Source organism: Methanothermobacter sp. KEPCO-1 (assembly GCF_008033705.1).
GTDB lineage: Archaea > Methanobacteriota > Methanobacteria > Methanobacteriales > Methanothermobacteraceae > Methanothermobacter > Methanothermobacter marburgensis.
This window is the reverse complement of sequence record NZ_CP042937.1, coordinates 145,071-163,788: the sequence shown is the minus strand read 5'-3', so window position 1 is coordinate 163,788 and position 18,718 is coordinate 145,071. Positions and strand designations below refer to the sequence as shown.

The following is an 18,718-nucleotide window of genomic DNA, read 5'->3' as shown; positions in this document are numbered from 1 at the left end:
TTATTATAAAATATGATTATTGTAATACAGAATCTTGTGGAACTGGGTGTCAGGATGCAAAAATGAAACATTAGCTTAAAACAGGAAAATTAATGTTACCTTACCAGCGTACCATCCCAGAGGAGAGTGGCTTCCTTATGATCCTCTATTCGAGTGCCAGGGGTCAGATAGTACTCAGGTTTTATGATAACCCCTCCTGGTTTTTCAGAACTCCTCTGACTTTCAGGATCAAAGTAGGCCCTCCCAGAGAGTAACTCGAGATCCCCTGTGAATTTAAGGTCATGTGTGTACCTCATATGACCCCTCAGGAATTCATCTGAAATTTGGATGTCCTCAGAAACGTGAACCCTGAAGGGTGTCCTGCCAATCCTGATGGACTCGAGAACCACCTTTCCAAAGCCATACTTTGACTCGCCACCCAAGGTCAGTTCATCGAGAATGTTGATGTCACCGATGAACATCCCATCCTTCTGGATTTCAAGATCGAAGGGCCTGTTCTTTATCCATATGCAACCCATTATCCTTGTTCTCTCTACCTTTTCACTATCATGGAACATGCTGTTTATGTATTCGGTTTCATGGAGTGACCCCTTAAGGGCCACACCACCCCTCAGTGCTGTTGAGACGGTGCTTGCGATGAATCGCCCCTCAAATTCATATCTATCAAGTCCACCATACATCAAACCATCATCCCTGTACTCTGGAAGATAATATGTTCTGCCATCATGGACGTAGAAGTAGGAGAACCTGAAATCCTCTCTCAGTTTCTTGCCGGTAGATCTATAATCATCTCCTCCAGGTTGACCGTGGATTGATTCCGTTATGCTCCGTGTCAGGGCTCCCCACAGTGTCCTCCCCGGAACATAGTAGCGTGTGGGTGAGAATATGGAACTCCTGGAGGGGAGGTATCCTATGTGCAGGGGGCTCCTTAACTGGAAGGTTACGGTGAGCTCATGCCACATTTCAATCAATCCCTGCATGGTAAAGTGCATAGGTCAGTGTTCTCTGAAGGATCCTCTTAAGAAGGAGTAGTGTTTCAAGGTCAGAGGCCACTTTAAGGAGGTCCTCTGTGAATTCATCGAAATCTTCCCTGAATTTATCCACACCAAGGAGTTCTCTGAGTTCTCCATCATTGAGGAGATCGGTGAGTTCCCTTCTTATCTTCTCTTCTAGAGAATTATTTTTTTTACTCTTCTCGAGCCAGAGAAACATCGCATAGACACCATCCTCCTCAAGGACTCCCAGAGCCTTCCTCAGAACCCTTTCATTCCGTGATATCTGCTGCGCATGTTTCATGCAGATATAGTCAAGGTTCAGCATCTTCTTTCAGCTCCCTGATTTCTATTCTTCCAAATCCACGTGTCCCCATACCCCCTATACCCATGTACCTGAAGTATGGGAGGATATCCTCAACTTCAAATTCTTCCTCAAATCCCATCTCGAATGCGAGTATGGTTCCACGGGGTATTGCCTCATATGTGAACAGAGCACCGCTTTTCGCAGTCCCTGTTTCAGGGTCAATGCGCACGGAGGTCCTGACCTCAAGGTTATCATTAACTATCTGTGAGAAGAGAGTGTCAGGGACAGAAACTGCCCTTTTAACCCATTTAACGATCATGGAGGGGAGTTCCTTGGGATCCTTCCGGGATTTGAAGTAAAGCCACCCAAGGTTGATATGGTCTGAGTCAAGTTCATGAATTGCTGTGACTCCCCCTTGAGGATCCAGTTTGATGTCAAGCCAGTATTCGAGGAGTTCAGGTGTTGTCACCCAGACGGTTCCCTCCGTGGATAGCACCGGAAAGAAGAGTATCTGCCCATCATAGAACCTCACCCTTCCGCGCCGACTTTCATCTCCGAAGACATCAATAACCTCCTGTTCGTCTTTCCCCTCCTCCTGGAGGTGTATCCTGTAGTATTCTCTCATTGTCCCGGCGATGGATGTGCCTGGCAGCTTGGGCACCCCTGTTGCGGGCTCCCTCACTATGGTATTGTCGGCCCTTCCAAGCCGGTAACCACCTGCCCCCACATGGAGGGGGTCAAGTGCCAGGCAGCAGTACTTTCTGATTTCAGTTTTCATTTCCATCCTCCTTCAACATGTGTCTGAAGAGCACAAGCGTATCCAGTAAAAACCCATTCACTGCTGATCTTAAAATAAAATCCCGTGTTTCGGATCTTAGAGATTCCCATTTCCCATTGAATGCATCCATGAGTGATGCGAGAGCGAATCTTTTAAATACAATCTCTCTGGATGGGTCCCTGACAGCTCTCAGGTCCCTCAGCCTGGATGTGAGGTTCTCCTCGAGTCTGTTCATCTTGGAATTTGAGAGGTTACTCCTCAGCAACTCCCATAAACTCATCATATCGGGGATCATGTGGAGGTAAAGTGGCCTTGCAGAATATAATCTGTGTTCAGGGGTGTTTCTTCGCCCATTATCATATGTTATCAGGTACCTGTCATCTGTTGCTGATAGCATTTCAAAGTCAAAGTATCCTGGCTGGAGGTGATAAATCCCTCCAGATGTTAACACCTCAAGGTCCATGATGCTGTATTCATCCCTGCTGTATGTGGGGTAGAAGCCATAGTATGGGTCTGATTTCATGCATTGGAGTTCCCACCATGGATCCAGCATCTCTGGTTCCTGGAACTCATCGCCGTTCAGTAAACGTTCACCTGCATCCAGGAGCATGTAGAGGGGGAATTTTCTCCCTGCAACAAGGAGGTCCAGATTGAGGGGTAATTTACCTGTAACCTTCCTGAACCTTTCACTATAAAGGCACATTATGAGTTCGATGATCTTCATGGAGTCAGATGCGGGGACGATTATCTGCAGCAGAGTAGGAGCTCCCTTTATTTTTATCATGGGAGTATATTCCTCTTCTTTCAGAATATTGATGCTCAGGGCATGATCTCCATTTAAAAGGTTCATTTCAGGGTCATCCTCAGGTGAAAGCCAGGTTATACCTTCTTTTTTAAGGGCCTTCCTGACCGCATCTTTGCCCTTCTCCCCATGGAATGTGTACTTTGAGAGGGATTCAATGGTGTAGAATTCCCCATTTGACTCATGGAACGCCAGGAGATATTCTGGTTGGAGACCATCGATTTTTATTATGAATCCCTTTCTTTCATGTTCAGTATCCTTTATAACCTCCATTTTGTCATTATCCTTTGTAACCTCCGTTTTGTCATTATCCTTTATAACCTCCATTTTGGAATCCACATGGAATCTGAGGCGTTTCCATTTAGAATTATATACCCTATCCCTGATACCATCCATTAGCGAATCCAGGAATTCACCGGTTTCGTTCCATATCCTGTATAAACGGGCAGGAGATGGATTCTGGGTGAAGAGAGATGTTAAGATATGTTTGACATCGTTACTCTGCTCTCTTCTTTTAAAATTTTTCCATGCAACACCCACAAAAAGTGAATTTTTATTTTTATTTTCGCTGATTGTGATGTCCTCAAAAAATGTATCTAAGATCTTTGCCCTTAATGAGATCTTGTCCTGCGGATCCTTAAATTCAGGGTCCCTCAGAGCCTCCTTAACAAAATATTCCATTAAATATTCTGCCAGTTCTTGGGGCGAATCGACATTTAACTCCCTTTGAATTGATTTTTTTATTTTTTCCATAAACTGACGGTTTTCTTTTATTTTTTTCGCTTTACCGTACCATTCCTCAGGGGTCCGGGAGTAGATCGTCCTCAGCATTGTACCATCAAGCCATCTGGAAAGGCTGAAGCTCAGCGTGATAAGTGCGATGCGGTTATTCTCATCTGCAACCTCATCAATCCATACTGTGTCTTCCCTACCATCGAGCCACCTATCAAGTCTACCCCTACTCCTCTCATCACAGACTTCACAGGCCTCCCTATCAATGGCCTTACTCCTCAGCCTGCAGACAGGACAGATGTCTCCTTCATCAGCTGCAGCGGGTGCTGGTCCATACTCCAGGTATTTTTCATCTCCCTCACAGAATATTAGTGGACTCCTTTTTGGTATCCTCCTTTTCCTTTCCGCAAATTCCAGGCATGATTTCATGATGGTAAGTGAACGGGACCTTTCACTCAGCAGAGCAAAGGGCCATATTTCGTCATCGCTCATATCCCTGATGATCTGATAGCCCTCCATGGCACAATCCTTTATAAATTTCCAGTTTTTTTCTCTGTCAATCCCAGGGAATGTGATGTAAATGCCGTTTATATCCTCATAAATCACGTTTCCAACAGGGATTTCTTCTTCAAATTTTCTTTTAAGTGCAACCTTGATGTCCTCTATGATCCTCTCTCTTGTCAGTATGTCAGCGATCCTCTTCCCCCTGTTTATGAATTCCTCCCCGTCCCAGCAGAAACCAAGGACCCTCCATTCTGGATTCACTTCTGCAGGACTATTTTCACCACCATCCAGGATTTCATGGCACACCATGGACTTGAATAGTGATGCTGTGGAGCGGGAGTGATCCCAGAGGGTGACATCATTGGCGGGGATTCTCGTCTCACCCAGGGCATGGGTGAAGGTGTTTCTGAGAGTGGATATAAGGGAATTCCTCAGGGAGGAGAGTCCCATATCATCACCATCAACATAATGTCTCAGAAGGTCATGAAGGGTCCTCTCAAGGTCCTCGAAGCGTTTCATGAGGCACTTGAGATCTATGGCCTCCTTCGGGTAACCGAATGGTGTACTGATAACTGTATTCTCAACTGGCTGTTTTTTGGTGACTATGCCCTTATCATCGGCTGAATCGAGCCTATCACATATCCTGAGGAGCTGTAGATACTTGGAGCTTCCACTTTTAGTGTGATGCTCTCTGATGAGGGTGTAGATGTCTGTTTCACCTACCCTGAATTTTTCATCCCTGAGAAGATCAACAAGTTCTCCACTGAGGATACTCTCAATTTTGGTATGTGAATACGTTCCACCCTCAAGGGATTTGCTAACAATAAAATCCGGGTGACACTTTCCGATGTCGTGCAGCAGTGCCCCGATCTCGGCGGTGAGGATTTCATCCTTCCTCTCCATTATGATGTGAAGGGCATCCTCCTTATCATTGTTTGGACATTCACTCACCCAGAGCCCCCCCTACAAGATCCCTCAGTTCATGGAGATCTCTGAATTCATGTGACTGGTCTGAGACGTATAACCTTCCTTCTACTTTATCTCTGATTACACCAAAACCTGAGGTTTTTCTGGCTGAGAAACCATAGGTGTAAAACATCAGTTTAAGGGCCTCTGCAAGGAATTCAAGGTCCTCCACCACATCATCCTTTGTGAACCCTTTTCCACGGGGGTAAGGTGTGTAGAGGATGTGGAATTCTCCCTTACTCCCCTCCTTTATAACCTCCACTTCCAGGGCGCCCCTCCCTGGTTTTCTGGTTTTTCTGCTGATGGGGGTGATGACGTCCTTTTCCCATCTCTCAAAGAATGTGGGGAAGAAATGGAGTCTACCACGTCTACCATTTTCCTTCCTGGACCCTGAGCCAAATAAACGCCCCATGATGATGTCATTATCCCTGAATCTTGGATCATCTATGTGTGCGGCTGCGAATCTCAGGTTACCCTTCCATGTGGATGGTCTTACAATCGGGAGGCACGTGAATTTGTCCCTTATTATGGGGTTTTCATAGAGTTCATCTTCCCCCCTGCTTGTGTATGGCTTCTTGAGGATGAATTCTATGCAGATGAGAACTGAACCCCCCGGGAGGTCCTTGAGGCCCTCAGCTGATGGATAGAATCTTTTGAAATCATTATGGTTCTTTTCAAGCATCTCGATTTTGGTTTTAATCCCTTTACTTCTCTTATTGAGATAGTAGTCGTGGACCAGTTCATCCTGTGTTCTGGATCTCAAAACAATTCCTCCAGGAGATCATCCCATCTGGTAACCCTATCCCCAGGTGCATACCGGATGAGGCAGCGGTATTCGCCATCATTTAGCGCATATGCGAAAAGCCTTTTTTCTGAGGTTTTATAAAAGTATCGCTTACCTCCATTCTTTGATCCCTTCAGAAAGCTGCATTTATTTTTTAGGTTCTTCACAAGCTGAATATTCGGGTTTTCAATGAAAATGAATCGTTTTAGATTGGGATTTTCACAGCGGGAACCCCTTTTTCTTGAGGTAACCCTTGAGTTGGGATTTTTCAGGTTGGAATTCGTCAAGGTCACTTTCCATTATCCTTATGATCCCATATTTCTCATGGGCCAGTTTACCCCCCATGGCGCCGTACTTTTCTATTATCCTGAATGTGGTGTTCAGGAGGCCGAGCTCCACATCTTTCATTTTTCTAAGTTCAGTGAGACCGATTCTTATGGTCTTCCCATTGGAGCATCTCAGTATGAATTTCCGGGACCAGCCTCTGCAACCGAATAACTCGCAGGCATCGCAGTGCATCCTCCCATTACACTCAGAGTTATCTATGGGTCCGCATGCAGTCCCTCCAAGGGCCCTTATAAGGGCCTCATACCACCATCTGATACTCCCTATAAGTCCGGTTTCCCTCAGGACATTTGATTTTTTATGGTCCCCCGTCCATATTTCATTGGGCGCCTGAAGTTTGATTCTGAATACTCTGGGTCCCCCCATGGAACACCCCCCTGTATTTCTTATTATTTTTATATCAGTATTTAAGATTTTTCTTTTCACCTGTAGTTTCATGTCCTGCAGAGCAGGGTGAATGGTGAGTGTGTGGACCCTATTTATTGAGGGATGGACCTTTCATCTTCTTCCTTAGGTAGACCGCCAGGAGGCCCCCCACGAATGCTGCAAGTATTGATGATATGAGCATGAGTATCCCTGATATGAGCTGCAGGTAGTCGGCTGGCGTTTGGGAGGATTCAGGTGCCAGTCCCATGGGCTCGGCTGTACCTGTCATGTCCCCGCCGGTGTCAGGGAACATCTGTGAGATGGCTGAGAGGGCCATCATGCCACCTGTGGTTGTTGCCATGAGCCCCACCATGCCGATGGTCAGGTAGATGAGTACCAGGAACCCTGAGTTCACCAGGGATTCACTGTAGGTTTCAGCCCCCAGACCCGCAACGAAGGATTCCACAAAGAGGAAGACAAATGCCACAATGAATACAAAGAATATGGGGTCCACGGATCCACCCATGAGGGCACCGCCAAGGATTACCGCGGTGAGTGTCCCGGCAACTGCACCCACAAGTATCCCCAATAGGGAGCTCAAAACATTCAGCTTACTGTTCAGCCACTTCAATAGTGGTTCACCATTTGTATTCACATTGAGTCTCAAATTTACCACCATAAACACTTAATAATTACATTCATGTTCTTTACTTCATAAATACCTTTCCGGTTCATGGAAAACCACTAATTGAATTTACTGATATGTAACCGATGATATCATGGAAAGTGAAGAGATGGGAATATTCGAAAGGTACCTCACAGTCTGGGTGATCCTCTGCATAATCACAGGGGTTGGGATCGGACAGTTCATACCAGCCTTCCCGGCCCTCCTCAACAGGTTACAGTACGCCCAGGTATCCCCCCGGTGGCGGTGCTCATATGGCTCATGATAGACTTCTCAGGCATAATACGGGCCACCAGGGAAATCAGGGGACTCACTGTTACCTGCGGGACCAACTGGCTCATAAAGCCATTCACCATGTACATCGTGGCATCATCCTTCCTCTAGGGTTTTCTCAAATCTTATACCACCTGAACTCGGGAGGGAGTACCTTGCAGGGGCGGTACTCCTCGGGGCAGCACCATGCACAGCCAGGGTATTCGTCTGGAGCAGCCTCACAAGGGGCGACCCTGCCTGCACACTGGTGCAGGTGGCGGTGAACGACATAATACTCCTCTTCGCCTACGCCCCCACAGTGGCCTTCCTCCAGGGGATAGGTAACATCCAGGCACCCTACGACACCCTCATACTCTCGGTGGTCCTCTTCGTGGTGGTACCACTCCTTGCAGGCTACCTCACAAGGAGGAGGCTCATCACCTCAAGGGGGCCAGGGTACTTCCAGAGGGTCCTGGGGAAATTCGAGAACATAACCATCATAGGACTCCTCCTCACCCTCATCATAATATTCTCATTCCAGGGGGAGTCATAATCGAGAACCCCCTCCACATCGGCCTGATTGCGGTGCCCCTCATAATACACTGATATTCACGGTGGCCTACCTTTGGGACTCCAGATGAGGCTGAGGCATGCGGTGGCTGCACCGGCGGCCCTCATAGGTGCAAGCAACTTCTTTGAACTTGCAGTTGCGGTGGCAATATCACTCTTCGGCCTCCAGTCAGGGGCGGCCCTCGCCACGGTGGTGGGGGTCCTTGTGGAGGTCCCGGTGATGCTTGCACTTGTGAGGATAGCCAACGCAACACGGGGCATGTTTCCGGCCTGAAAAAATTAATTTTTTATGGGAAGGTTCTAAAGGATGATCTTTTTCATATCCTCTCGGGTCTGAGTCCCTTCCTTTCGAGGTAACTGTTCCACCTTAAGGCAACGCTGCGGTAGTAGCTGTCCCCTGTTGCTTTCCAGACCCTGTTTGCAAGCTGTACATGGAGTCTATGGTAGCTTTCACTTGCTAGCCATGCCGGCTTGTAGTACCTGCCGCTCACGGCGTAATATGTCCATCGTCCACTGTCAAACCTCCAGTTCATCCTCCTGAAGGTTGATACTCCAGTTCGGAAGAGGTTAAGAGCCCTTGAGTTCCCGGTGTAACTGTAGGCGGTGTGGAGTCCAAGTGTGCAGATGAGGTGGGCGTTGAGGATGTAGTGTTCCCTCATGAAGTTGTAGTGGAGGTAGAAGTTACCGTATGTTGTCGGTTTTACAAGGCCCGTAGGCGCATAAAAACTGTTTATGAGGGAGTTTGAGAGGTCAAGGTACCCCCTGTTACCTGTGAGGTTGTATGCCCTGGCGTAGTGGCCCGCGAGGTTTCCCTGGGCGAAGCTGTCAAGCCAGCCAGTACCTGATCCATGGTAGTCGAAGTACATGGGGAATACCGCGTAGCGCATACCCCTGTACGTCCTGAAGCTTACCGTGAGTTTCTGCTCATCCATCACTTCAAGGAAGTCAGAAGTGTTCCTGCAGCCACCTGCAAGGTTGGATGTTGTTACAGGGTAAATGTGCCATCCCCTGCTCTTATAGTAGACAAAGGGTAGGTTGCTCCTGAACTCCGGGACAGGCATGTTCCTGAACTGGCAGGCCCTGCTGTTGAATACAATCACTATCGTATCTGATGGTGAAAGTTTCCTGGAGTAGTAGGCGTTATTGGCCTGTATGGTCTTGATCTCTATGATCTTCTCATCACTCCTAAGGGCCCGCTTACTTTTGATCCCTGAGAAGAGTTTAACGGCATATCCTGCATCTATGTATGCCTGATAGTACCTTCTATCACCTGTGGATGTGTACCGCTTATAAAGGTGGTTCCTTATCCTCGTATTATTTTTAACGGCCCCCTTCAGGAGTTCCTGGTAACTGTCCAGGTAGTATGAGCGGTTCAGGTGGTCGGGTGTCCCGTTGCAGTCTGTGTTGTTATCCACGGCATGGGATGGACTGCATGCAATGATAAAAATCAGGCCAAGGATTACTGGAAAAAATATTTTCAATATTATCCCCCCTGTTATATAATCTTGAATGGCGCCCCATATAAAGGTGGGTGAATATTTCCTGAATGGAAACCTTTTTATAATGGAGAAGGCCATATTATAGAAAAAATTATTCACACTTATAGGAATGGTGTTGCAATGTTGATATCAGTATTACCGCCATGTGGGGTGTCCTAACTGGATGATGTAACCTTCATGATACCTGCCTACAATGAGGAGGGATCCATTGGGGAACTCCTCGACAGGATAATGATGCTCTACCCTGACGCTGAGATAATCGTGGTTGATAATAACTCCTCTGACAGGACCGCTGAGATTGCAGCATCACGTGGTGTCAGGGTCATCTTTGAGGGGAGGCAGGGTAAGACGAATGCCATGCTCGCAGCCTTCAGGAATGTGAGGACAGAGTATGCCATTATGATGGACGCCGACTGCACATACTCCCCTGAGGACTCAGCACTCCTGATAGATGTACTTAAGGGGGAGGGGGCTGATGTGGTACTCGGCTCAAGACTGAGGGGGGAAATGGAGGATGGCTCAATATCCCGTCTCAACAGGATCGGGAACCATATACTGAGCCTCACAGCCACCATACTGTACAACCCGGTGAGTGATGTCTGCACCGGACACTGGGCCTTCAGGAGGAGGGCCATAGATTACCTCCTAGAGAGGGGACTGAAGTATCCTGGATTCGAACTGGAGGCGGAGATGTTCTCAAAACTTGCAAGGTCAGACCTCAGGATAGTCGAGGTCCCCATCTCCTACAGGAGGAGGTCCGATGAACCCAAGCTTTCATCCCTCCCTGATGGTTTCAGAATCTTCAAGACGCTCATCTTTGAGAGGTTAAGATAATGGTGTTTCGATGAAAATAGTGATCATTGCTCATCATTTTTATCCTTTCATAGGTGGTCTTGAGGAGGTAGCGTTTCAACAGGCCAAGGGACTTGTTAAGAGGGGTCATGATGTCACTGTAATTACAAGCAACATTGGTAACCAGACAAAGTTGAAAAAAATAGAGAACTACGGTGGCATAACTGTTTATAGGGTCTCTGCAAGTGATTTTTTATATCGTAACTTTGATATACCCCAGCCAATTTTTAATTTATTTGAGCTCAAAAAAATTTTAAAAAAATTTATTCAGGAAGCTGATGTTGTCCATGTCCATGATAGGTATTATGTGAGTTCCCTTTTTGCCACTAAGATCGCGAAAAAATTGGGTAAACCAGTTGTTTTAACAGTACATGTTGGTTTTATTGAATATGAAAAATCGCTTTATAGAATGCTCTTTAGCATTAATGAAATGCTTTCATATTATGTAGTGAAAAATGTGGATGTAATACTTTCAGTAGGAGAAGAAATAAAGAATTATATTTCTAAAAGGTTTGCTAGGAACTCCATAGTGGTTTCAAATGCTGTAGAAATTGAAAAATTTATTCAAAATCATAATAAGAAAAAATCTGATAAAAAATTTAAAGTTTTATTCGTTGGCAGATTCACCTATAAGAAGGGTATAGATATTGTTATCGATGTTGCGAAAAATCTGAGAGATGAAGCAATTTTTATCTGTTTAGGTGATGGTCCTAAGATGGATGAAATTAAGGAAACGCTAAAAAGGGATAAAATTGAAAATGTAATCCTCACTGGAATTATCTCAAATAAAAAGAGATTAAGAGAATACTATGGGAGTGCAGATGTTCTTATATTCCCTTCGAGAAAGGGTGAAGCATCTTCCCCATTAGTAATGCTTGAGGCCCTAGCTTCTGGACTTCCTGTTATTGTGAAGGATAGTGGAGGACACGCTGATCTTATATGTGACGGTCTAAATGGATATGTAGTTGATAATACCAGTGAGATGGTTGAAAAGATAAGATTTCTTAAAGAAAACAGGGATATACTAAATGAAATGTCACAGAACGCAAGAAAACATGCTGAGAAATTTAGCTGGTCAGAGAATGTGGAAAAACTCATATCAATTTATAGTTCAGTAGTGCGGTGATTTCATGAAACTACTCATCGTAACACCATATTTTCCTCCAAAAACAGGGGGGGTTGAACATTACACCTACAATATATCACTGAAACTTCTGGAGAAGGGTCATGATGTAAACGTAATCACCACAGGTACAGATGGTGTTAAAGAAGAAATCCTGGATGGCATAATGGTCAGGAGGCTTAAAACCAAAAATTCTCTTTCAAACACGCCTCTAGACATTCATCTAGTAAATTTTATTTCACGAATTCTTAAGGAAGAAAACTTTGATATCATAAATGCGCACATGCCGGTACCATTTTACGCAGACATGTCTGCAATTGTAAGTAAGAGGGCAGGAGTCCCCTTTGTTCTAACTTACCATAATGACGTGGTTAAAAATAGAGGGCCTTTGAGTTTGATTTCATCTCTTTATAATCACACCCTCCTCCAGATCACCCTAAGGGCTGCTGATAGGATAATAACTCCATCACCATACGTTTATAATGAATCAGAGATAATGAAAGGATTTTCAAAAAAATTAGTGTTGATCCCTCCAGGCGTTGACCCTGAACTTTACAGTCCCTCCGAAGGCAGCGCAATGATTAAATATGGATTAAATAAGGAATCAAAGTCTATACTATTTGTCGGTTCAATGAATCGGGGACACACACATAAGGGGGTTGAAATCCTCTTAAAGGCCTTCAGCAGAATTGAATCAGATGAAACATACCTGATACTTGCAGGTACAGGTGACATGATTCCAGAATATAAGAAGATTGCTGAATCACTTGGAATCGGTGATAGAACAATATTCACAGGCTTTATAAATGAAGAGTCACTCATTGAACTGTACAGACTCTCATCACTTCTTGTTCTTCCAACACTCAGCGTGGCTGAAGGTTTTGGAATGGTCCTAATTGAGGCGAATGCTTGTGGCAAACCTGTTATAGGTTCAGAGGTCGGCGGAATAAAGTATGTTATAAGAGATGGTGAAACGGGCATTCTTGTACCTCCTGGAGATCCGGTGGCGCTGGCGAATGCAATAACCAGACTGCTCGATAATGAGGAACTTGCCGCTAAGATGGGATCAAATGGTAGAAAAATGGTAATGAAAAATTACACATGGGATAAGTCGGTTCGGATGACCGAGAAGGTATTTGAAGATACATTAAATCAATTACTGTGAGGACTAGTCAAAATGAAGATAGGTTTTATTTCAAGTTTATACCCTCCTCAAGTGATGGGCGGAGCAGAAATAGTTGTTAAAAAAATAGCCGATGAACTCGTCAGAAGAGGCAATGAAGTTTTTGTTATAACAACAAATAATGAAAAAGAACCTCTCAAGGAGACTCTTAATGGTGTAAGGGTCTACAGGCTACCTCTGAATCTTTACTCAATCACAAAATTTCATGAACAACATAACCTCAAGAGGATTTTATGGCACCTGATAGAACTTATAAATATTAAGGCATATATGAGGGTCAAGGAAATCCTTAGAAAAGAAGAACCTGACATTGTACATTTACATAATTATAAGGGCCTATCCCCCCTGGTTTTCAGGGCTGTAAAGGACCTTGAGGTTCCACTCATATTCACAGCACATGACTATTCCCCTATATGTGTGAGAAGTAGCCTTCTCAGTGGAAATGGAGAGATATGTTACAGGAGAAATCCTGCCTGTCAATTCTATAACACCATACAGAGTATCATCATCGGAGACGAACCAGACACTGTCACGGCGCCATCAAAATTTGTAGTTAATAAACTTGAATCAGATAGCTTATTCAGAAATTCGAAGAAAATAGTGATACCAAACCCCATAGAACATACTCCCAAACGCTGCAAAAAAACCTATGATACAATAGACATACTATTTGCAGGTTCACTTTCAAAGCACAAGGGACCCGATATTTTAATAAAAAGTTTCAGAAAGGTTGAAGGTGACAACTTAAGGCTTCACATCGCTGGCAAGGGTCCAATGGAAGGGGAACTCAAAGAACTTGCTGAGGGTGATAACAGGATAAAATTTCACGGCTTTCTTACAGGTGATGAACTGCAGAGTCTTTACAGGATGGTCAATGCGACGGTTTTACCCTCAATATGGTATGATAACTCTCCACTAGTGATTTATGAAAGCTTTATGAACTCGACACCTGTAATTGCAAGCAGGATAGGGGGAATACCTGAACTCGTAACTGATGGTTATAATGGGGTTCTCTTTGAAGCTGGTAATGTCAGTGAACTTGCAAGCTTAATTAATAAAATTGCAGAAAACCCATCAATACTTGAGGGACTTGAGCATGGAGCTTATGAATCCTGCAAACAATACCAGATAGAGGTTACATTAGAAAGGTTAATCAGTATTTATAAAGACCTTCTTCAAAAAGACGATTTTTAATTTCATGGTTAAGGTAGATGTTTAAAATGAGAAAGGATATAATTTACCTGCTGATATTACTGGCGCTCGTGGATATAACTATCCTAATGGACATCCCAATCCTAAGACAGTCCATACCGTTTATATTCTTTAATATTGTCCCTGGCTATCTACTTGTAAAGATCATGCGACTTGATCTCGAATTACTTGAAAAATCTCTACTATCGGCAGGGCTCAGTATTTCCCTTCTAATATTCACAGGATTCTTACTTAATTCCACCTACCCCTTTATTTCAAGACCAATAACCATTGGACCAGTGGTTGTTGCACTGAACATCCTTATTTTTATACTCTTAACAGGATACTACCTGAGATCAGAGCCATCTGGGGAGCATAAATTTAATTTTGAGGGCACTATCTTCTCTCCTGCCATGCTCTCATTAGCTCTTCCAGTTCTGACGGTTATTGGCTCCTATTTAATGAACACCTATCACATTAACACGGTTCTTCTGGGTGTCCTTCTCACAATACCCATTTACATGATAATTTTAACACTAGTGAGAGAGCGGCTACATCACTCAGCATACCCCATTGCTCTCTTCAATATCGGTCTTTCACTTCTTATAATGAATGGGCTTCCCTCAAGTTACCTAATAGGTAGGGATATCCATATAGAATATTACCTCTTCCGCACGGTACTCATGAATGGGCACTGGAGCGTTTCAGGTGCAATTAACAATGCATACAATGCCTGCCTCAGCATCACGATACTTCCTGCGATATACCGGTTGATTCTTGATGTGCCTGCGGTCTACATCTTTAAATTATATTATGGATTCATTGGGGCGATAATGCCACTCGCAGTTTACCTTATAAGTGAAAGGATACTGAAGGATAGAACCATGGCTTTCTATGCAGCCCTCCTCTTTATATTCCAGTTCTCATTCATATATATTCTCGGCTGGTGCAGACAGCTCATCGCCCTCGTGTTTTTCTCCCTGGCGATAATGGTTTTAACTTCAAGTTTACGGAGGAGAGATAAGAAGATCCTTTTTATAATCTTCATGGTTTCAACGGTTCTCTCACATTACACAACAGCATATGTTTTTGCAATCCTCACTATTCTCATCCCACCCGTTGCATGGCTCATTAAAAGGTTCTCCATTGGGAGACCAAAAAGGAGTTACTTCTTCGGTGTCTCAGTGGCTGTACTATTCTTTGTGGTTGTCTTTGCATGGTATGCACAGGCAACAGGGGCACCATTCAATGATGCGGTTAAATTTTTCAAGACAACTTTTTCAAGTATGGCAGATTTCTTCGCCGTGGATATGAGAAACAACGCGGAGCAGTCAGTAGTGGGGATTGGTATAGCACAGCTTCCAAACTTCATGAGTGTCATGATACATGATACAGTATTCTTACTTATAGGGGTCGGTTTCCTAAGCATTCTATTCCATCGAAGGGATGATATAAGCAGGGAGTACACAGCGGCAATATTAATTGCAATGGGTCTATTGGCATCATTTATAATACTTCCGTTCATATCAAAGGGTTATGGGGGTACAAGATTATTCACGCAGATGCTTGTGATCCTCACACCTCTTTTTATAATGGGTATCCAGGAACTTGTGAGTTTACTTAAAAGACAATCGCTGAAATTACCCATGATCCTTCTTGTTCTCGTTCTGCTCTTTTCCTGTGTCAGCTATCTCAACTATCACTTTGCAGGAATACCCTACTCCTATGCATATAACAGTGAAGGTGAGAGGAGGTATGAGGCCTTTATTTTTACGAGTGAGGTGACAGCTGCAAAATGGCTTTCAAGTAACGGTGGAAACTTCACAGTAAACACGGATACCTTTGGTTACTCAAGGATACTTCAGGGATTCTATAACCCTCCAAAATTGAATACAGAGTTCTTCACAAATGAAACAAAGAGGGAGAAGGGTTACATTTATCTAAGGTGGGCAAATGTGAATAGGGGACTCGTGTTCCTGGATTCACCTGGAAGGCCACCTAGATTCATTGGGGGTAAACTGAAAATGGATAATGTTGAACCCATTGGGGACTATAAAAATCTCATTGGAGATAAAGATAGGATTTATGACAATGGTGGTGCAGTAATTTTAGGAGGATTCTGATGGACTACTATAGATTTCATGAGGAAAGGTGGATTTATCTGTTAGATCTTCTCGGGAGCCATCTTAAACCCAGTTCAAGAGTACTTGATATTGGTAGAAGTCCACTTACAGCCCTATTATATAAGAAATATAAGAATTTAACAACCCTTGGATTTCCATTAGAAAATACTAAACTTGATAAGATAGTCGAAATCTCTCAGGATATCCCCCATATTGAATTTGATCTAAATAATTCCAGATATCCTGAAAAATGGGTGAAACTACCTAAATTCGACGCCATAATATTTGCAGAGGTCCTTGAACATTTATATGTGGCACCAGAATATGTTTTCAATTTTCTTAAAAGTGGTTTGAGAAGGGGGGGGTATCTGGTGTTACAGACCCCCAATGCCACAGCTATAGGCAAGAGACTTAAAATGATAGTGGGAATACACCCCTTTGAACGTATAAGGAAAGGAGAAGATCCTGGTCACTTTAGGGAGTATACAAAAAATGAACTTTTGGATTACTCAAGGAAGACGGGCTTTGAGGTTATAATGCACCAGTACAAAAATTACTTTAAACTGGAGGGTCCAGCAAAAGCACTTTATTTAATCACTTCGCCTTACCCACCATTCAGACAGGGACAGACACTCATATTAAGAAAACTGGAGGATTCCGATGACTAAGAAAATTGATGTTGCAATTGTTGGAGCGGGAGAAGTAGCAAATACGATACATCTACCATCTTGGAAGAACATTCCTGAAGCTGACGTTAAAGTCTTATGTGACATAAACATGGAACTGGCCTCAAATACTGCTGAAAAATGGGGTATCGGAAAATTCACAACTGAATTTGATGAAATACTGGACTCAGACGACAAGATGATGATAGATATCTGCACACCCCCAATGACCCATAAAGACCTCGTCATACAGGCAATGGAGGCAGGGCATGATGTTATACTAGAAAAGCCCATGGTAATGAATGGGGATGATGCAGATGCGATCCTCAGGACATATAAAAAATTTGAGGATGAGGTTAATCTCTGTATAATTCACAACTTTTTATTTGAATGGCCAATCATGAAGTTAAGGTCAATAATTGAAAAAAATAATGTTGATGTCCTTGGTGTGGACATAAGGATGCTTCACACATCCAATGATGAAATGATTGCGGATAGGAATCACTGGGTCCATGATCTTCCGGGGGGAAGATTTGGGGAGAATCTTATTCACCCTGTATATGTTCTCACTAATCTTATAGGTGAACTCAGTATACGTGACGTTTACACTTCAAAGAGAGGCGTATATGAATGGGTTGATTTTGATGAGCTGTTTTCTACATTCAATAGTGGAGATAAGTTTGGTAGCATTCATGTTTCGTTTAACAGTCCAAGGTGGACTTTTCCAATGTCCATAAGGGTTTATGGAAAGAATCTGATAGTAAATTTTGATGGATCAAACCAGACATTCACGGTGCAGGGTAGATGCGTTGATGGATATCTTCCCCACCAGCCACTCCCAGAGTTCAGGATACTCAGGGATGCTATTTCAAATTCATCCCAGATACTTTCATCGACATTCAGAAACTTCACTGACTTCATAACAGGTAAAAGAAAACGTGCACATGAACTACTATTCAGGTCATTCATTGAATACTTACTGAATGACGTTGATATGCCCTATACTGTGGAGGAGGCATACTCATCGACGAGAACGTTCCTTGAAATAATTAATACTCTCTAAAGAATTTATCATGAACATTCACTAAAAAATTATATAGAAATTTAAATTTTCTGTTTTTACCAACTGAACTTTGTATATACATTTTCAAAATAGTTAGAAAATTTGTATTATATATATAGTTTTCAACAAATGCGTCCCATTGTGGATATGTACAGTGATTTTTAGGATATTTTAGGGGAAATTTTAAGTACATTATATTAGCCTTTTGTACATAAGGTGGCGCTGTGCCTTTACAGTGGACAGAAAACTCTGAATTATACCCTATATTTTTGATCAAATTTACAGAAGGAACAATTGATGATAAACTATTTTTATAAAGAATATAGGAGAATTGAGAATCCCAGCTTTGATCGTGTATTTTATAAAAGTGTATATCAAATGAAAGCTCCTTTTGTTTTCTCACTAACCATTTATCACTGAAATCCTTTAAAATATTTTCTTTTCTTAGTTCACCCCACTCTTTCATGTCAACATCGTAATCTTTCCATACACGTCTCCAGGTTGCCCATCCCCAGCACAAATTGTATTTCGAAAAGAAAAATGATGAACTTACATCTATTTCTTTATAAAAGGGGTTGAAGCCACTTATCATACCAACTTTTTTGTCATTTTTATAATGTTCGAGTAGTTCTGAGCAAAACCTAAAAAAATCTGGTGAGGGAAGAGTGTCATGTTCAAGGATAATTCCCATTTTTTCATTCTCAAAGAACCAATTTATGGCATCAGCCACACCATAACGAGGACCTTTATTTTCGTCTCTAAAAAGTGTTTTTACTTCACAATTCCAATCAATATTTGACATTACATATTTTCTAACTTTCATTACCCTTTCTGTTTCACCTTTTTCAGTAATTCGAGGTCCATCTGATGCAACATATAATTTAGAAGGTTTTGAATTTTTTATTCGTTCAAAAACTCTCTTCACGGTATCTAATC

The 18,718-nt window shown here is 43.1% G+C and carries 20 protein-coding genes; 11 read left to right on the top strand and 9 right to left on the bottom strand.

The window, feature by feature from the left end:
• Positions 1-95 precede the first annotated feature (95 nt).
• The 7 genes from FVF72_RS00735 to FVF72_RS00705 form a co-directional block, all read right to left on the bottom strand.
• Complete coding sequence (locus FVF72_RS00735; RefSeq protein ID WP_255503751.1) at positions 96-980, bottom strand: hypothetical protein; 885 nt, start codon at positions 978-980, stop codon at positions 96-98.
• The gene (locus tag FVF72_RS00730; protein WP_255503750.1) at positions 964-1,320 is read right to left on the bottom strand and encodes a hypothetical protein; all 357 of its coding nucleotides are present in this window, start codon (positions 1,318-1,320) and stop codon (positions 964-966) included. Before FVF72_RS00730 ends, FVF72_RS00735 begins: the two co-directional genes overlap by 17 nt.
• Complete coding sequence (locus tag FVF72_RS00725) at positions 1,307-2,077, bottom strand: RAMP superfamily CRISPR-associated protein (RefSeq protein WP_255503749.1); 771 nt, start codon at positions 2,075-2,077, stop codon at positions 1,307-1,309. Before FVF72_RS00725 ends, FVF72_RS00730 begins: the two co-directional genes overlap by 14 nt.
• Positions 2,067-5,066: a CRISPR-associated protein Csx11 gene (locus tag FVF72_RS00720; protein ID WP_147670939.1), complete on the bottom strand. Its 3,000-nt coding sequence runs from the start codon at positions 5,064-5,066 to the stop codon at positions 2,067-2,069. Before FVF72_RS00720 ends, FVF72_RS00725 begins: the two co-directional genes overlap by 11 nt.
• Positions 5,059-5,844, bottom strand: a complete 786-nt coding sequence (locus FVF72_RS00715; protein WP_242451176.1) for an RAMP superfamily CRISPR-associated protein — start codon at positions 5,842-5,844, stop codon at positions 5,059-5,061. Before FVF72_RS00715 ends, FVF72_RS00720 begins: the two co-directional genes overlap by 8 nt.
• Before the next feature lie 240 nt (positions 5,845-6,084).
• The gene (gene cmr1, locus FVF72_RS00710) at positions 6,085-6,576 is read right to left on the bottom strand and encodes a type III-B CRISPR module RAMP protein Cmr1 (RefSeq protein ID WP_187239650.1); all 492 of its coding nucleotides are present in this window, start codon (positions 6,574-6,576) and stop codon (positions 6,085-6,087) included.
• 109 nt (positions 6,577-6,685) lie between these two features.
• Positions 6,686-7,177 (bottom strand): hypothetical protein, encoded by a 492-nt coding sequence (locus FVF72_RS00705; RefSeq protein ID WP_147670937.1) that lies wholly within the window; start codon positions 7,175-7,177, stop codon positions 6,686-6,688.
• A gap of 178 nt (positions 7,178-7,355) precedes the next feature.
• On the opposite strand from FVF72_RS00705, the gene FVF72_RS09505 reads away from it, so the two are divergent.
• The 4 genes from FVF72_RS09505 to FVF72_RS09490 all read left to right on the top strand — a co-directional run bounded on the left by FVF72_RS09505 (position 7,356) and on the right by FVF72_RS09490 (position 8,357).
• A complete protein-coding gene (locus FVF72_RS09505; protein WP_305054850.1) occupies positions 7,356-7,526 on the top strand; it encodes a hypothetical protein in 171 nt (56 codons plus the stop codon).
• Entirely contained in the window at positions 7,502-7,645 is a 144-nt protein-coding gene (locus FVF72_RS09500; protein WP_305054849.1) for a hypothetical protein, read from the top strand. The genes FVF72_RS09505 and FVF72_RS09500 overlap by 25 nt, the downstream gene beginning before the upstream one ends.
• A 16-nt stretch (positions 7,646-7,661) precedes the next feature.
• Entirely contained in the window at positions 7,662-8,066 is a 405-nt protein-coding gene (locus tag FVF72_RS09495; RefSeq protein ID WP_305054851.1) for an arsenic resistance protein, read from the top strand.
• 72 nt (positions 8,067-8,138) lie between these two features.
• Entirely contained in the window at positions 8,139-8,357 is a 219-nt protein-coding gene (locus FVF72_RS09490) for a hypothetical protein (protein ID WP_305054848.1), read from the top strand.
• Positions 8,358-8,400: 43 nt separating this feature from the next.
• Here the strand turns inward: FVF72_RS09490 and FVF72_RS00695 are convergent, their stop codons facing one another.
• Positions 8,401-9,564, bottom strand: coding sequence for a D-glucuronyl C5-epimerase family protein (locus FVF72_RS00695; protein WP_255503748.1), 1,164 nt, complete (start codon positions 9,562-9,564; stop codon positions 8,401-8,403).
• A gap of 195 nt (positions 9,565-9,759) precedes the next feature.
• Between FVF72_RS00695 and FVF72_RS00690 the strand changes: the two genes are divergently transcribed.
• Genes FVF72_RS00690 through FVF72_RS00660 form a run of 7 tightly spaced genes read left to right on the top strand, consistent with a single transcriptional unit; the run spans position 9,760 to position 17,782 of the window.
• A complete protein-coding gene (locus FVF72_RS00690) occupies positions 9,760-10,416 on the top strand; it encodes a glycosyltransferase family 2 protein (protein ID WP_255503747.1) in 657 nt (218 codons plus the stop codon).
• A gap of 10 nt (positions 10,417-10,426) precedes the next feature.
• Positions 10,427-11,560, top strand: a complete 1,134-nt coding sequence (locus FVF72_RS00685) for a glycosyltransferase family 4 protein (RefSeq protein ID WP_147670935.1) — start codon at positions 10,427-10,429, stop codon at positions 11,558-11,560.
• A 4-nt stretch (positions 11,561-11,564) separates the two neighbouring features.
• On the top strand, positions 11,565-12,722 hold the full coding sequence (locus tag FVF72_RS00680; protein ID WP_147670934.1) for a glycosyltransferase family 4 protein: 1,158 nt from the start codon (positions 11,565-11,567) through the stop codon (positions 12,720-12,722).
• 12 nt (positions 12,723-12,734) lie between these two features.
• Positions 12,735-13,934, top strand: coding sequence for a glycosyltransferase family 4 protein (locus FVF72_RS00675; RefSeq protein WP_147670933.1), 1,200 nt, complete (start codon positions 12,735-12,737; stop codon positions 13,932-13,934).
• 26 nt (positions 13,935-13,960) lie between these two features.
• Entirely contained in the window at positions 13,961-16,054 is a 2,094-nt protein-coding gene (locus FVF72_RS00670; protein WP_187239649.1) for a DUF2206 domain-containing protein, read from the top strand.
• The gene (locus tag FVF72_RS00665; protein ID WP_147670931.1) at positions 16,054-16,722 is read left to right on the top strand and encodes a bifunctional 2-polyprenyl-6-hydroxyphenol methylase/3-demethylubiquinol 3-O-methyltransferase UbiG; all 669 of its coding nucleotides are present in this window, start codon (positions 16,054-16,056) and stop codon (positions 16,720-16,722) included. Before FVF72_RS00670 ends, FVF72_RS00665 begins: the two co-directional genes overlap by 1 nt.
• On the top strand, positions 16,715-17,782 hold the full coding sequence (locus tag FVF72_RS00660; RefSeq protein WP_147670930.1) for a Gfo/Idh/MocA family protein: 1,068 nt from the start codon (positions 16,715-16,717) through the stop codon (positions 17,780-17,782). The genes FVF72_RS00665 and FVF72_RS00660 overlap by 8 nt, the downstream gene beginning before the upstream one ends.
• Here FVF72_RS00660 and FVF72_RS00655 read toward each other — a convergent pair.
• Entirely contained in the window at positions 17,769-18,707 is a 939-nt protein-coding gene (locus FVF72_RS00655) for a nucleotide-diphospho-sugar transferase (RefSeq protein ID WP_147670929.1), read from the bottom strand. The genes FVF72_RS00660 and FVF72_RS00655 overlap by 14 nt on opposite strands.
• Between the last annotated feature and the right edge of the window lie 11 nt (positions 18,708-18,718).